Genomic DNA, 15,182 nt, shown 5'->3' with positions numbered 1-15,182 from the left:
TCATCCCTCCTGCACCGCAAAACCGTTCCCGCAAATATCGCCACCCCGGATTCCCGCCTGGCGGCTCCATCCGGGCTACAACACTGGTGACGTGAGAGGCGGCCGGCCGCTAGAGAGGCTTGCCAGCAAAGGGGCGGCGAAGCCACGAATGGCAAGCCGACACCGTAGCCCGGATGAAGCCGGAGGCGGGAATCCGGGATTGCGCCACTCGCAAAATCGATGCCCCGCCATGGCGCTCATCCCTCCTGCACCGCAAAACCGTTCCCGCAAATATTGCCACCCCGGATTCCCGCCTGGCGGCTCCATCCGGGCTACGACGCGGCAAGGTGAACCGCCATCAATTGTGCTGCAACAACAAGCGATACCCCACGCCTGACTCCGTCAACAAATGCCTCGGCTGTGCCGGTTCATCTTCCAGCTTCTGCCGCAAATGCCCCATGTAAATCCGCAGGTAATGACTGTGCTCCACGTAGGCCGGCCCCCACACTTCCAGCAATAGCTGACGGTGGGTAATCACTTTGCCGGCATGCCGAATCATGGTGGCCAGCAATCGGTATTCAATTGGCGTCAAGTGGACGGCGTCGCCAGCTTTACTCACGGTACGGGCGACGAGGTTGATCTCAACATCACCCAATGTCACCTGCCCGTCACCCGGACTATCTTTGGCGTGGCGGCGCAACAGCACGCGCAGGCGGGCCAAAAGTTCGTTCACGCCAAAGGGCTTGGTCAAATAGTCATCAGCCCCCGCATCCAGCGCGGCCACCTTGTCGGTTTCCTGGCTGCGGGCCGACAACACCAGAATGGGCACTTCACTGAAAGCGCGGATTTCCCGGATCAAATCCAGACCATCCCCATCAGGCAGGCCCAGATCCAGGATCAGCAAATCGGGCTGACGGGTGCCAGCTTCCACCAAGCCTTGCCGTGCCGTGGTGGCGTGCCAGGTCTGCATGCCGGCGCTTTCTGCGGTCATGCTCACAAAGCGGGCAATTTGCGGTTCATCTTCAATGATGACCAGGACAGGTTTCTGGGCGTTCATGGCGCAATATCGGGTAAAAGGTGTTCAGGCTCAGGCATGGCGGGCGGTGTATGGCGCGGCAGCGTCACGGTAAACAGCGCGCCCCCTTCTGGACGGTTGCCGGCAGTGATCGTACCACCGTGCGCGGTCACAATGGCGCGACACAGCGCCAGGCCCAGCCCGACCCCCGTGGTGGCCGATTCATTCTGGCCACGAGTGAATTTGTTGAATATGGTTTCTTCCTGCCCCGGCGGGATACCCGGGCCGGTATCGGCCACCGTCATCTGCAAGGTCTGCGGCAAGGCGCGCGCGGCGATGATCACCGGTGTACCGGCAGGCGTGTATTTGATGGCGTTGTCGATCAGGTTGACCAGCACGCGCTCCATCAATACGGCATCGAATTCCACCAGTGGCAGATCAGCCGGAATATCCAGTTCCACTGGATGACGCGCAAGCCGCAACTCCAGCGCACGCAGACTGCTCCCCACCACTTCTTCCACCGCCTGCCAATCCCGGCGCAGACGTACTTCGCCCGCTTGCAGACGCGCCATGTCCAGCAGGTTGTTCACCAGATCATTCATGCGGCGGATTTCACCCACCAGTTGCTGGGCGATCTCCCGCGCCGGTGGCGCAGCATAGGGGCTTTCGGAGAGCGTGCTCGCCAGGCCCAGCAAAACGGTAATCGGCGTGCGCAAATCGTGAGAGATCGCAGAGAGCAAATGATTGCGCAGACGCTCTCCTTCCATGGAGACCAGCGCGTTCTGGGCCACCTCCACAAAGTGCACGCGCTCCAGCGCCAGACCAATCTGCGCCGCGCAGGTTTGCAGGAAACGTTTTTCTTCCCGATCGGCCAGCCAATCGCCCTTGGGCACCAGTGCCAGTACACCGCGCACGCGCATTGGCGCGGTCAGCGGCAGATAAAATGCATGCGCCGCCGCGAGCGTGCCGGTGCCCTGCCCGGCTTCTTCGCCATGCCGATAAACCCAGTCGGCCACGGCCAGATCCAGCGCCATGCCTCCTTCCTGATGCAGATGTTCACCCAGATCAGGCAGTGCCAGACCGAGGTCTGTTTTGAAACGCGGCGCCAGCTGCGCCAGGGCGATTTCAACGACCTGTTCTTTCATCAGCGCACCAGACAGCGCTTCTGAGAGTTCGTACAGCGCCGCCGTCCGCCGTTCCCGGCGTGAGGCAATCTGCGCCTGAAAACGCAAACGGGCAGAGAGCTGGCTGAGCGTTAATGCCACCGTCAACATGATGCCGAAGGTCAGCAAATATTGGGTGTCGGCCACCGTAAACGACATACGCGGCGGCACAAAGAAAAAATCGAACGCCGCCACCGATAACAGCGAAGACAAAGCCCCCGCCACCCGACCAAAGCGCACCGACACCAGCAAGACCGACAGCAGATACAGCATAATGACGTTGGCAAGATCGAAAATCTGGGTCAGCCGTGCCGCCAGAATGGTGGTCATGCCACACCCCAGCAGCGCCCACACCGCGCCCTGCCAGCGTTGGCCAATCATCGCCCAGGGATCCAGCCGTTCTGCCGGGGCGGCAGAGACCCCCACAATCTGCACGGTCAGGCTGGGTGCCAGCCGCGCCACGCGGGCCGCCTGGCTTTCCACGATGTTGAAACGGCGCGGCGGCTTGCCAATAACGACCGTACCCAGATCGTGATCGAGCGCGTACTCCGCCAACACCTGTGCCACATGTGGACCCGGCAACAAAGCCGTGCGCGCACCCAGGCTTTCTGCCAGCTCCAGATTGCGCCGGGCGCTGGCGAGCTTGTATTTGCTGCGCAACAGCGCCGGGGTTTCCACCGTCACCGCCCGCCAGTCCACCTTCAGCCGCCCCGCCAGACGTGCCGTATGGCGTACCAGCGTTTCGCCCGCCGGGCCGGGCGCAATGGCGGCCAGCAAGGTTTCGCCCGGCTTGCTCCCTGCGGGCTGGTCACGCCGCAGTTCGGCATCCACCCGCTCTGCCGCCCGGCGCATGGCCAGTTCCCGCAGGGCAATCAAATTGCCTTTGCGGAAAAACGACTCTTTGGCGCGCGCGATATTGCCGGGCAAATAGACCTTGCCCTCTTGCAGGCGTTTGAGGAGTTCGTCTGGCGGCAAATCGACCAGGGTAATGTCATCGGCCGAATCAAACACGTGGTCCGGCACTGTCTCGCGCACGCGCACGCCGGTAATGCCGCCCACCACATCGTTCAGGCTTTCCAGATGCTGCACATTGACGGTGGTGTAGACGTCAATGCCAGCGGCCAGCAGTTCTTCAATATCCTGCCAGCGCTTGGGGTGGCGGCTGCCGGCCACGTTGCTGTGCGCCAGTTCATCCACCAGGATCAACTGCGGCTTGCGCGCCAGTGCGGCATCCAGATCAAACTCGGCCAGCGCTTTGTCACGGTAGTGGATTTCTTTGCGCGGCAGCACCGTCAGGCCGCCCAGCATGGCGGCGGTCTCCTCGCGCGAATGTGTTTCCACGAGGCCGACCAGCACATCCACGCCATCACGCTGGCGGGTATGCGCCTGCGCCAGCATGGCCCAGGTTTTGCCAACGCCGGCATTGGCGCCAAAGAACACCTTCAGCCGGCCCCGGTGGGCATCGGCTTCATCGGCTTTGAGTTCAGCCAGTAACTGGTCGGGATCGGGGCGGGTGTCGGTCATTGGAGTATGGTAGCGCCTGTGCGGCGGGGTTTATATATGCCGGATGGGATGCTGCGCGCAAGACTTGTGGACGGCGGAGGGGGATTGTTGCTGACCCCACGGGGTAACGCTGAATCTACCTCACGGTTTTTAAACCCTGTTAGCGCCTGCGGCGCAGGTGTTTGGAACTGGATTCCGGCTCAAGGCCGGAATGACGAGTCAGTGGGATGCGTGGTGCTGTTGTTTTTGCTGTTGCCGTTGGTGTTGCATTTGACTTGTCTCCCCTCCGGCAGCGCCGAGCATCGCAGCAAGGCGCGCCTTGCGAGAAGCGCAGGGAACCCGTAGGGCGCTGTCGCAGGGGTCGCCTTTCTTTGGTTACTTTCTTTGGGGCCGCCGAGGTGGCGAAGCACCTCGGCGGCCCCAAAGAAAGTAACGTGCTCCGGCCACCGCCGGTATCAAAAACAACCGCACCGCAAGGCGCTAACACGCACAGCATCGGCGGATTGTCGCTAACGCTCTGAATCCACCCTACGAACCCTCGCATTCCGGCCTGCAAAGGCCACTTGCGGTGGCCCTACTGGATTCCCGCCTTCGCGGGAATGGCGAGTCAGTGGGCAAGGAAGGGCTCACGTTCAAATACCACCTGGCCCCTCCCCCCCAAAGAAATCACTTCTTCACCTCATCCAGCGCCAGATTCAACTTCACCACATTCACCACCGGCTCCCCAAACAGCCCCCACTGCGGGCCATCCGTATTGGCGCCAACCAGCAAGCGGACCTGCTCATCGCTCAATCCGCGCGCTTTCGCCACGCGATGAATCTGATACGCCGCCGCCGCTGGCGAGATATGCGGATCCAGCCCGCTGGCCGAGGTGGTCACCAGATCAGCCGGCACCGGGCCGGTTTGGTCCGGGTGGGCTGCGCGGATCAGGTCAATCCGCCCTTTAACGGCATCTTTGAGGGCCGGATTGGTCGGGCCCAGATTGCTGCCGCCAGAGGCCAGCGCGTTATCCGGCTGAGGGCTGGTGGCAGAGGGGCGGCTCCAGAAGTAAGTCGGGCCACTGAAACTCTGGCCAATCAAGCCGGAGGCCACCGTCTGGCCGTGCTGTTCGATCAGGCTGCCTGCGGCCTCTTTGGGGAACAGTGCCTTGCCAATGCCAGTCACCGCCAACGGGTAAGCCAGGCCGGTCACCACCGTCAGCAACACAAACAAGGACAGTGCGGGGCGAATCAGGCCGGGGTTCTTCAAGGTATTCATGATGTTTTCTCCTTGCAAGCCAGGTTGAACACCTGGCCTGCCGTGTTCTGAGTGTTCTGAAAAGGGCTTAAACCCAGCCGGCGGCACCCAGCAGCATGTCGATCAGCTTGATCCCGGCAAACGGCACCAGAATGCCGCCCAGGCCGTAGACCAGCAGATTGCGCCGCAACAGCGGCCCCGCGCCCAGCGCCCGGTATTTCACGCCTTTGAGCGCCAGCGGAATCAGCGCGACGATAATCAGTGCGTTGAAAATCACCGCCGACATAATGGCGGAGGCCGGGCTGTTCAGATGCATCACATCCAGCGCTTTCAATTGCGGGTAGGTCACGGCAAAGGCGGCCGGGATGATGGCGAAATACTTGGCAACGTCATTGGCCACACTGAACGTAGTCAGGGAACCGCGCGTCATCAGCATCTGCTTGCCGATCTCCACAATCTCGATCAGCTTGGTCGGGTTACTGTCCAGGTCGACCATATTGCCGGCCTCTTTGGCGGCCTGTGTGCCGGAGTTCATGGCGACGGCCACGTCGGCCTGGGCCAGCGCTGGCGCATCGTTGGTGCCGTCACCCGTCATGGCCACAAGCCGGCCAGCCGCCTGGTGCTCCCGGATCAAAGCCAGTTTGTCTTCCGGGCGTGCTTCGGCCAGGAAATCATCCACACCGGCTTCTGCGGCAATGGCCGCAGCGGTCAGGCGGTTATCGCCCGTGATCATGACGGTTTTGATGCCCATCTGGCGCAGTTCGGCAAAGCGCTCCTTGATGCCGCCCTTCACGATATCTTTGAGTTCCACCACGCCCAGCACCTTCGTCCCGTCGGCCACCACCAGCGGGGTGGCGCCACGGCGGGCCACATCGTCCACCGCATCACCTACGGCTTTGGGGAAGTCCCCGCCCACCGTTTGCATATGTTTGCGGATGGCATCGGCCGAGCCCTTGCGGATTTGCCGGGTAGCAGGCGCAGCCACAGCGATATCACCCTCATGTGCTTTGTGCGCAGCCTGCACGCCAAGGTCAACACCAGACATGCGGGTTTGCGCGGTAAACGGGATGAACAGTGCGTCTTTCAATTCCCGGCCACGCAGGTTGAAGCGTTCCTTGGCCAGCACGACGATGGAACGGCCTTCCGGCGTTTCGTCTGCCAAGGAAGCCAGTTGCGCGACATCCGCCAGTTCCTGCTCCGTCACGCCCGGTGCCGGAATAAACGCCGAAGCCTGCCGGTTACCCAGCGTGATGGTGCCGGTTTTGTCCAGCAGCAGCACATCAACATCCCCCGCAGCTTCGACCGCGCGGCCAGAGGTAGCGATGACATTGGCCTGCATCATGCGGCTCATGCCCGCGACGCCGATGGCGGAGAGCAAACCGCCGATGGTGGTCGGGATCAGACACACCAGCAGCGCAATCAACACCGTAATGCTGACTGGCGATCCGGCGCCCGCCGCGCCCACGCTGTAAATGGAGAACGGCAACAGCGAAGCGCACACCACCAGGAACGTCAGCGTGAGCGAGACCAGCAGAATGGTCAGCGCGACTTCGTTCGGCGTCTTTTTGCGCTTGGCGCCTTCTACCATGGCGATCATGCGATCCAGAAATGCCTCGCCCGGGTTGGCCGTGACCCGCACCACCAGCCAGTCTGACAATACGCGGGTGCCACCAGTGACGGCAGAGAAATCCCCGCCCGACTCACGGATGACTGGCGCAGATTCACCGGTAATGGCCGATTCATCCACCGACGCCACACCTTCCAGCACTTCGCCATCGGCCGGGACGATGTCGCCGGCCTCGATCAGCACGTAGTCATCCTTGCGCAGCGAGTTGGAGTCCAACACTTGCACTTTGGCATTGCGTGCGGCGCTCGCCAGTTTTTTGGCCACGCCATTTTTGCGGGTGGCACGCAGGGCATCGGCTTGCGCCTTGCCGCGGCCTTCGGCCAGTGCCTCGGCAAAATTGGCGAACAGCACGGTAAACCATAACCACGCGGCCACCGCCAGGATAAACGCGGCCGGGGCCTCACCGTGACCACCCAGGGCATGGACACCAAGCACCGTGGTCACCACGCTGCCTACCCACACCACAAACATCACCGGGTTGCGCCATTGCACCACCGGCGACAGCTTGCGGAACGATTCAAAGATCGCCGGTATGGCGAGCCTGGTATCGAATAATGACAATCCAGCTTTACTCATCTTGATTCTCCAGAGGTGAAACAGAGGCATGTCCACTGCTTCACCACATCTCTCTCATAGGGTGGATTCGGGGCTGCCCCTTGGTGGGTACCCCCACAAAGCAGCCGAAATCCACTGCTAGCGGTTGCAGCGGGGCTAGCGACAATCCACCATGGCGAAGGTGGATTGCTGCACAAATCCACCCCACGAAGCCGGCTTACCGGCCAAATAATTGCAGGTGTTCAATCACCGGCCCCAGGGCCAGCGCCGGGATATACGTCAGCGCACCGACAATCACCACCGTACCCACCAGCAACATCACAAACAGCGGACCGTGCGTGGGCAAGGTGCCGGAGGTCTGCGCCAGGCGCGGCTTGGCGGCCAGCTTGCCGGCAATGGCCAGTACCGGAATGATCACGGTGAAGCGGCCAAACCACATGGCAATGCCCAGCATCACGTTGTAGAACGGCGTGTTGGCAGACAAACCGGCAAAGGCCGAACCGTTGTTATTGGCGGACGAGGCAAACGCATACAACACCTCAGAAAAACCGTGCGCGCCGGGGTTGGCCATACCGGCCTTGCCCACATCCAGCATCACAGAGAGCGCGGTGCCGCCCAGAATCAGGCACGGCGTCGCCAGAATGGCAATGGCCACCATCTTCATCTCGAACGCTTCGATTTTCTTGCCCAGGTATTCCGGTGTACGGCCAATCATCAGGCCCGACAGGAACACGGCCAGGATGGCGTAAATCAACATGCCATACAGACCCGCACCGACGCCGCCAAACACCACCTCACCCAGCTTGATCAGCCACATCGGCACCAGACCACCCAGCGGCATCAGCGAGTCATGCATGGTGTTCACCGCCCCGCACGATGCCGCCGTGGTAATCACGGTAAAGAGGCTGGAGGCCACAATGCCAAAGCGGGTTTCCTTGCCTTCCATATTGCCTGGCAAGCCCGACATGCCCAGGTGGGTCAGGATCGGGTTGGCGTGGATTTCCGCCCAGTACTCCACCCCGACCATGGTCACAAACAGCAAGGTCATGGCACCCAGCACGGTCAGCCCCTGCCGGGCATCCCCCACCCAGCGGCCAAACATGAACACCAGCGCCGCCGGGATCAAAAAGATGCTGAGCATCTGCACAAAATTGGAGAGTGGCGTGGGGTTCTCAAACGGATGGGCTGAGTTGGCATTGAAGAAGCCTCCCCCATTGGTACCCAGCATCTTGATGGCTTCTTGCGAGGCCACCGGGCCCATCGGCAAAGTCTGGATGGCGGTTTTGGTATCGACCAGCACCGGATTGCCCTTGGCGTCTTTGACGGGCTGACCATCCGCACCGGTTTTCGGCACTTGATAGGTGACGGTTTCGGAGAGCTTTACGTCCTTGTAGCCAGCAAAGTTCTGGATCACGCCCTGCCCCACCAGGAACACCGCCACCACCAATGACAGCGGCAGCAGGATGTACACGGTAGAACGGTAGATATCCAGCCAGGCATTACCCACGCCCGCAGCTTTACGCCGTACAAAACCCCGGATCAGCGCCACGGCCACCGCCAGACCGGTTGCCGCCGACATGAAGTTATGCGCAGCCAGCGACAGCATCTGCGTGAAATAACTCATGGTCGATTCGCCGGAATAACCCTGCCAGTTGGTATTGGTCAGGAAGGAAATCGAGGTGTTGAACGACGAATCCGGGCTGACCGCGCCCATATTGGCCGGGTTGAACGGCAGGCTGCCTTGCAGACGTTGCTGCGCGTATACAAACACCGCACCAATCAGATGGAACACCAGCAGCGCCAGCGCATACCGCCACCAGGGCATGTCTTCATCGGCGTTAATGCCCATGAGCCTGCACAGCGCCCGTTCAGACCGCCCCAGAAAAGCAAAGCGACTGGAGAGCGAACCATCCAGCGCCGTAGCCAGCAAGCGGCTCAACGGCCAGGCCAGCACAAACAGCACCACCAGATACATGACGGTCTGGAACACGATGGACGAGTTCATGCCACGTCCTCCGCGTTAAACAGCGCATAGACCAGATACACCAGCAGCAGCACGAATACGGCTGCCGCCATGACATACAGCCAGCTCATTTGCGTGCCTCCAGAAACCTGCAGAAAACCACCAGCCCCTGAATGGCCGCGCAGCAAGCCAGAATCAAGAGCAGATACACGACGTCCATGACGTTCTCCTTGTAATGGAATGCCCGGCTCAATGCGGGCTCTGGCGCCTCTGAACGGGTCTTGCCGGACTGCGTTCAGAGGCGCCTTGGGACACCGTGAATTGTGGGAAAGAAGAGATAAAGGGCGGGTAAAGCCTGGAGGGCGGGATATAAAAATTGCGTAAAGACCAGGAATAGTCGGGAGCGCAGCAACAGGATGTGTTGCCTGTTTGACACATTGAGATACAAGCCCCTGCCGTTTGTCGGCAGATCATTCATTCATAATTATTTCATTAAATTCAAATATTTATCTCATTATTCGACAAAGTACTTACAAGAGTAGAAATGTTTCAAACTGACATAGTGTGATGTATCCAGGCGGCCGAAACCTATCTGGACACATAACACCACTTGCGTTCCGGCAATGGATTTCCGGCCTACCCCGGCGCACGGAAAAATAAAACTAATCAAATAAAATCAATATATTAAATACTAAAAATCCGTCACACAGCTCATCAGCGGCTCCGGTCATATAGCCATACCACTGGCGTAGACAGCCATCATGTCCCGCTCAAGCCCTCCACCCGTTTTCTTACAGACAGAGTTGGATAATTGCTTACGGCAATCTTGGATTTATTCATCAGGACCTGCTTATACTCGCCCCCACACAACACCAAAACTCAGTCGATCCTCAGGGAATTTTCGTTATGAAACAGGTTTTTGCATTTAGCGCTGTCGCACTCTCTCTCGCTCTGGCCGCATGTGGCGGCGGTGGCGGCGATAGCACCTCTACCTCGGCGCCGGTCGCGACACCAACCCCAGTACCGACACCGACACCCACCCCAATCCCGACTGTACAGAACCCGCAAGCCGGCTCTACCGCAGCAGTGGGCAACGGCATTGAAGGTTACTGGACCACGGCCTTGTCCTTGCTCTCACCGACCAGCAGCGTCAAGAGCATTGCCATTGTTGCTCCGGATGGTCAGTTGCAAGCGTTCTCTTATGGGGCCAACAGCTACTACACCGGCACGTTGAGTTTCTCTGGCACATCCTGGTCTGCGGCAGGTGAATCCATCATCAACAGCACGGACGGTGCCTATTCGGATAGCGGCACGTTTGTAGCCAAGACGTCGATCACCGACCCAAGCAACAGCGCGCTGACCTTCGATACCTATGCCAATGCCAATGGCCTGGCTGTCACGCAGGGCGATCTGATCGGGACCTGGGGCTCTGCGCTCAACAAGATCACTGTCAATGGCAGCGGCAGCTTCACCGGCACCAGCAATGTTTCTGGCACATGTAACGTGACTGGCTCCATCACTCAGTACGACGCCAGCAGCAGCAAAAACATCTTCCGTGTGGCCTTCACGACCAGTCAGGGGGTTGGCACCACATGTAACGCCCCGGCCGGCCAAACCTATACCGGTCTGGCAGTCATTGATCTGATCAATGCCGGCAGCACCGCATCGCCCAACTATGTCCGCACGCTTGAAGTCATTGCCAGCGTGCCGCACGCGTCTTACCTGTGGCTGCAACTGCCAAAAAACTGATCTGACGTATTCAAAGATCAGTTGAAAAACAAAAGGGCCATATTGGCCCTTTTGTTTTTTTGGAGAACACCCAGGAACAAAGCGCCAGGACCTTGCCTCAGCCGTGTTCCGCATCCCGCGCCGCTGCGGCATCCCGGTCCCGGTATTTCTTCATCAGCTTCACATAGTGCTGGGCCGAGTACGCAAAGTGGGCGATCTCGGCCGGGGTGAGCGCGCGCACCTGCTGGGCCGGGCGGCCCACGTACAGAAAACCGGATTTCAGCACCTTGCCTGGCGGCACCAGTGAGCCCGCACCCAGCATCACATGGTCCTCAATCACCACGCGGTCCAGCACAATGCTGCCCATACCGATCAGGCACTCGTTGCCGATGGTGCAGCCGTGCAGCATGACACCGTGCCCGACCGTGACCCGTTCACCAATCACCAGCGGGGCGCCGTTGGGGTCTTCCGGGCGGCGGTGCGTAGTATGCAAAACGCTGCAATCCTGGATATTGCTGTCGTCACCCACGCGGATAAAATTCACATCACCGCGCAAGACTGCGCCCGGCCAGATCGAGACATCCTGCCCCAGCGTGGTTTCACCGATCACCTGCGCGGAAGGGTGGACCCACGCGGTGGCCGGGACGACAGGCCAGTGCCCTTCAAAAGTTTCAACAGCCATGCATTTCTCGCTTGATAATTGTGAACAGCGCTTGCATCTAGACAGATGATAGAGATGATAGTTGGTTTCGCCAGGCAACATACCTGACGCGGACCCCAGCGACACCAGCCCAACCGGGCGTCCGACATATTAAACGAGTCCCTTATGACCCAAGCCAATCCTTTGCTCGATTTTTCCGGCCTGCCCCGCTATGCCCAGATTCGCCCGGAACACGTCTCCCCCGCGCTGGACGAATTGCTGGCCAGCGCCGCTGCAGCGGTGGCCCATGCAGAAAAACTGCAAAACCCCACGTGGGAAAGCTTTGTCGTGCCACTGGACGAAGTGCTGGAAAATCTCGGCCGCGCCTGGGGTACCGTGGGCCACCTGGAAAGCGTGGTCAATACACCGGAGCTGCGTGAGGCGTACAACAGCAATATTCCGCGTATCTCCAATTTCTTTACCGAGCTGGGCCAGAACGAAGCGCTGTATGCCCACTACAAGGCCATTGCAGCTAGCCCGGCTTACGCCGCGTTTGCCCCGGCCCGCCGCGTGGTGATCGATCATGCATTGCGGGGTTTCCGTCTTTCTGGCGCGGAATTGCCCGCCGCCGAAAAACAACGCTTCAAGGAAATTGCCGAAGAACTCTCTGAGCTGACCACGCGTTTCTCGCAAAACGTGCTGGACGCCACGGATGACTTTGCACTGTATATCGAGGATGTGACCGAACTGGATGGCCTGCCGCAAGACAATCTGGCGGCCGCACGCGCCCAGGCAGAAGCGGATGGCAAGACGGGCTACAAACTCACCCTGAAAATGCCGAGTTATTTCCCGGTCATGCAATACGCCACCAGCCGCAAGCTGCGTGAACAGCTTTACCATGCCTACGCCACGCGCGCGGCCGAGTTTGGCAAAAGCGACTGGAACAACTCGCCGCTGATCGACCGGATTCATGCCCTGCGTCAGCAAGGTGCGCAACTGCTGGGCTTTGGCAGCTTTGGCCAGGAGTCACTGGAAACCAAAATGGCCAATACCCCGGCCGAAGTGCTGGGTTTCTTGCGGGATCTGGGTCACCGTGCCAAGCCGTATATGCAGGCCGATCGCACCGAGTTGCTGCGTTTTGCCCAGGACGAACTGGGTATCACTACGCTGGAACCGTGGGATCAGACCTATGTCTCCGAGAAACTGCGCGAGGCGCGTTATGCGTTCTCTGAACAAGAAGTAAAACAGTATTTCACTGAGCCGACCGTCATCCAGGGGCTGTTCCATCTGGTCGAAACACTCTACGGCCTGCAGTTTGTGCCAGCCGAGGCCCCGGTCTGGCATGCGGACGTGCGGTACTTTGAGCTGCGCAACAAAGATGGCAGCCTGGTCGGCGGCCTTTACATGGATATGTATGCGCGCGAAGGCAAGCAAGGCGGCGCATGGATGAACGAAGTCCGCAGTCGCCACAAGCAGCCGGATGGCACGGTGCAAACTCCGGTCGCGCTGATCATCTGCAACTTTGCCAAGGGTGTTGAAGGCAAACCGGCGCTGCTGCCGCACGATGACGTGATCACGTTGTTCCATGAAACCGGCCACGCCCTGCATCACTTGCTGACCGAAGTGGATGAACGCGATGTCTCCGGCATCAATGGCGTGGAGTGGGATGCCGTCGAACTGCCTAGCCAGTTTATGGAAAACTTCTGCTGGGAATGGCAGCTCTTGCCGCAACTGACCCACCATGTGAACACCGGCGAAGCATTGCCGCGCGCGCTGTTCGACAAGATGCTGGCTGCCCGTAATTTCATGTCAGGCTCGGCCATGATCCGGCAGATTGTGTTCAGCGTGTTCGATATGGAATTGCACGTAGATGCCACCGGCCCGCGCGCACTGCAACGGTATTTCCAGTTGCTGGAAGAGTTCGACGCCCCGCGTGTGCCGGATTACCACCGTTTCCCCAATAGCTTCAGCCATATCTTTGCCGGCGGCTACGCGGCGGGGTATTACAGCTACAAATGGGCGGAAGTATTGTCAGCGGATGCGTATGCCGCGTTTGAAGAAAGTGGCGTGCTCAATCCGCAAACCGGGGCACGGTTCCGCAAGGAAATCCTCGCCCGTGGCGGTAGCCGGCCGGCGCTGGAGTCGTTCATCGCCTTCCGGGGTCGCGCACCACAAACGGATGCCTTGCTGCGCCACAATGGCCTGGCGGCCTGATCGCAGTAGACCGCCGCACAGCAAAAAGCCGGATCATGGATCCGGCTTTTTATTTGCCTGGGCTACCTGAACGCGGCCAGCTTTACTTCTGCTGCAGCGTAATGATCCGGCGGTGATCGTCTGCCGCCTTGGGCGGAGTAGCCGGCAAGCGCTGCCATTCCCCATTCACCAGCCCTTCCATGGGCTGATAACGGGTTTTGTAGGCCATCTTGCGGCAATCTTCGATCCAGTACCCCAGATAGAGATACGGCAAGCCCAGTTGCCGCGCCAATCCCACCTGCCAGAGGATGTTGAATACGCCATAGCTGGCGCCTTCGACATCCGGGTCATAAAACGTGTACACGGATGACAAACCATCGTCTAACTGGTCGATCAGGCTGACCATGCGCACACCGGTATCGTCGCGGAACTCCGCCAGAAAGCTGGCGACATTGCTCTTGAGAATGAAGTTCTCGTACTGCTCACGGTTGTCCTGATCCATGCCGCCGCCAGCGTGGCGGATTAACTGATACCGCTGGTAGAGCTGAAAATGCGCCTCGGAGTACTCCAGCCCAAGGAGGCGTGTGCGCAAATTGCCGTGCTGTTTTTGCGCACGCCGTTGCGAGCGGTCTGCCACAAACTCGGCCGCCGGAATACGCACCGGCACACAGGCCTGGCAGTGATCGCAATGCGGCCGATACACAAACTGCCCGCTACGCCGAAAGCCGTGCAACACCAATTGGCTGTACGTGCGGGCGTCGATCAGCTCGGAAGGCACAGCCACTTGCGAGCGCGCCATCCGCTCAGGCAAATAGCTGCAGGGGTAAGACGTCGTCGCGTAAAACTGAAGTTGTAGCGTGTGACCACGCGGATTCATATCAGCTTCCCGGATTATGGAAATCGTATTGCCAGCGTTCGGGCGCTCTGGGGGCCGTCACCAGTTGCGCCAGTTGGCGGGCAAACTGGTCCCGATCAATTTCATTTGCACCAAATCGAGCCAGATGTTCAGTATGCATCTGACAATCGATCATGCCAAACCCCTGTTGCTGCAAATACCGGACAAGATGCACAAACGCCAGTTTGGAGGCATCCGGGCGCCGTGCAAACATGGATTCGCCGTAAAACATATTGCCAATAGCCACACCGTACAAGCCACCGACCAGTTCGCCGTCCATCCAGCATTCTGCGCTGTGGGCGTAGCCCAGTTGATGCAACTGGCCATAACCGTCGCGGATTTCCTGGCTGATCCAGGTCAGGTCCTCTCCCCGGCGCGGTGCGGCGCAACCGGCCATGACCTCATCAAAGGCCAGATCAAAGCTCACACGATAAGGTTTGTTGCGCAGGGTTTTTTCCAGCGATCCGGGCACGTGCAGCGCCTGCGGCAGCAGCACCATGCGCGGGTTGGGGCTCCACCACAAAATGGGCTCGCCCGGCATGTACCACGGAAAAATCCCCTGGTGATAGGCCGCCAGCAGTCGGGCGGCAGACAGATCGCCCCCAGCGGCCAGGAGGCCGTTAGGTTCGACCATGGCGTGCTGCAGCGGCGGAAACCGGTTGCTGTCATCCAGCCATGCAATCAC

General features: G+C 59.8%; 11 protein-coding genes. 2 read left to right on the top strand and 9 right to left on the bottom strand.

The window, feature by feature from the left end:
• Positions 1-337: 337 nt before the first annotated feature.
• The 6 genes from kdpE to kdpF all read right to left on the bottom strand — a co-directional run bounded on the left by kdpE (position 338) and on the right by kdpF (position 9,172).
• Positions 338-1,036, bottom strand: coding sequence for a two-component system response regulator KdpE (kdpE, locus tag HNQ50_RS17100; protein WP_184102423.1), 699 nt, complete (start codon positions 1,034-1,036; stop codon positions 338-340).
• Complete coding sequence (locus HNQ50_RS17095; protein WP_184102422.1) at positions 1,033-3,681, bottom strand: DUF4118 domain-containing protein; 2,649 nt, start codon at positions 3,679-3,681, stop codon at positions 1,033-1,035. Before HNQ50_RS17095 ends, kdpE begins: the two co-directional genes overlap by 4 nt.
• Positions 3,682-4,326: 645 nt before the next feature.
• Entirely contained in the window at positions 4,327-4,917 is a 591-nt protein-coding gene (gene kdpC, locus HNQ50_RS17090) for a potassium-transporting ATPase subunit KdpC (RefSeq protein ID WP_281386216.1), read from the bottom strand.
• A 67-nt stretch (positions 4,918-4,984) separates the two neighbouring features.
• Complete coding sequence (kdpB, locus tag HNQ50_RS17085; RefSeq protein ID WP_184102421.1) at positions 4,985-7,099, bottom strand: potassium-transporting ATPase subunit KdpB; 2,115 nt, start codon at positions 7,097-7,099, stop codon at positions 4,985-4,987.
• 196 nt (positions 7,100-7,295) lie between these two features.
• Positions 7,296-9,083: a potassium-transporting ATPase subunit KdpA gene (kdpA, locus tag HNQ50_RS17080; protein ID WP_184102420.1), complete on the bottom strand. Its 1,788-nt coding sequence runs from the start codon at positions 9,081-9,083 to the stop codon at positions 7,296-7,298.
• Positions 9,080-9,172, bottom strand: a complete 93-nt coding sequence (gene kdpF / locus HNQ50_RS17075) for a K(+)-transporting ATPase subunit F (protein WP_184102419.1) — start codon at positions 9,170-9,172, stop codon at positions 9,080-9,082. Before kdpF ends, kdpA begins: the two co-directional genes overlap by 4 nt.
• A gap of 775 nt (positions 9,173-9,947) precedes the next feature.
• Here kdpF and HNQ50_RS17070 point away from each other — a divergent pair.
• Complete coding sequence (locus HNQ50_RS17070) at positions 9,948-10,790, top strand: hypothetical protein (RefSeq protein ID WP_184102418.1); 843 nt, start codon at positions 9,948-9,950, stop codon at positions 10,788-10,790.
• A gap of 97 nt (positions 10,791-10,887) precedes the next feature.
• Here HNQ50_RS17070 and HNQ50_RS17065 read toward each other — a convergent pair whose 3' ends face one another.
• The gene (locus tag HNQ50_RS17065; protein WP_184102417.1) at positions 10,888-11,451 is read right to left on the bottom strand and encodes a gamma carbonic anhydrase family protein; all 564 of its coding nucleotides are present in this window, start codon (positions 11,449-11,451) and stop codon (positions 10,888-10,890) included.
• Positions 11,452-11,595: 144 nt separating this feature from the next.
• Between HNQ50_RS17065 and HNQ50_RS17060 the strand changes: the two genes are divergently transcribed.
• Positions 11,596-13,623, top strand: coding sequence for a M3 family metallopeptidase (locus tag HNQ50_RS17060; protein WP_184102416.1), 2,028 nt, complete (start codon positions 11,596-11,598; stop codon positions 13,621-13,623).
• A gap of 82 nt (positions 13,624-13,705) precedes the next feature.
• Here HNQ50_RS17060 and HNQ50_RS17055 read toward each other — a convergent pair whose 3' ends face one another.
• Both HNQ50_RS17055 and aat read right to left on the bottom strand, forming a co-directional pair.
• Positions 13,706-14,479 (bottom strand): arginyltransferase, encoded by a 774-nt coding sequence (locus HNQ50_RS17055; RefSeq protein ID WP_184102415.1) that lies wholly within the window; start codon positions 14,477-14,479, stop codon positions 13,706-13,708.
• 1 nt (position 14,480) lies between these two features.
• A complete protein-coding gene (gene aat, locus HNQ50_RS17050) occupies positions 14,481-15,182 on the bottom strand; it encodes a leucyl/phenylalanyl-tRNA--protein transferase (protein ID WP_184102414.1) in 702 nt (233 codons plus the stop codon).

The organism is Silvimonas terrae, assembly GCF_014202765.1.
Lineage (GTDB): Bacteria > Pseudomonadota > Gammaproteobacteria > Burkholderiales > Chitinibacteraceae > Silvimonas > Silvimonas terrae.
Note: the sequence above shows the minus strand (reverse complement) of the source record. Positions and strands in the feature narration are given on the sequence as shown.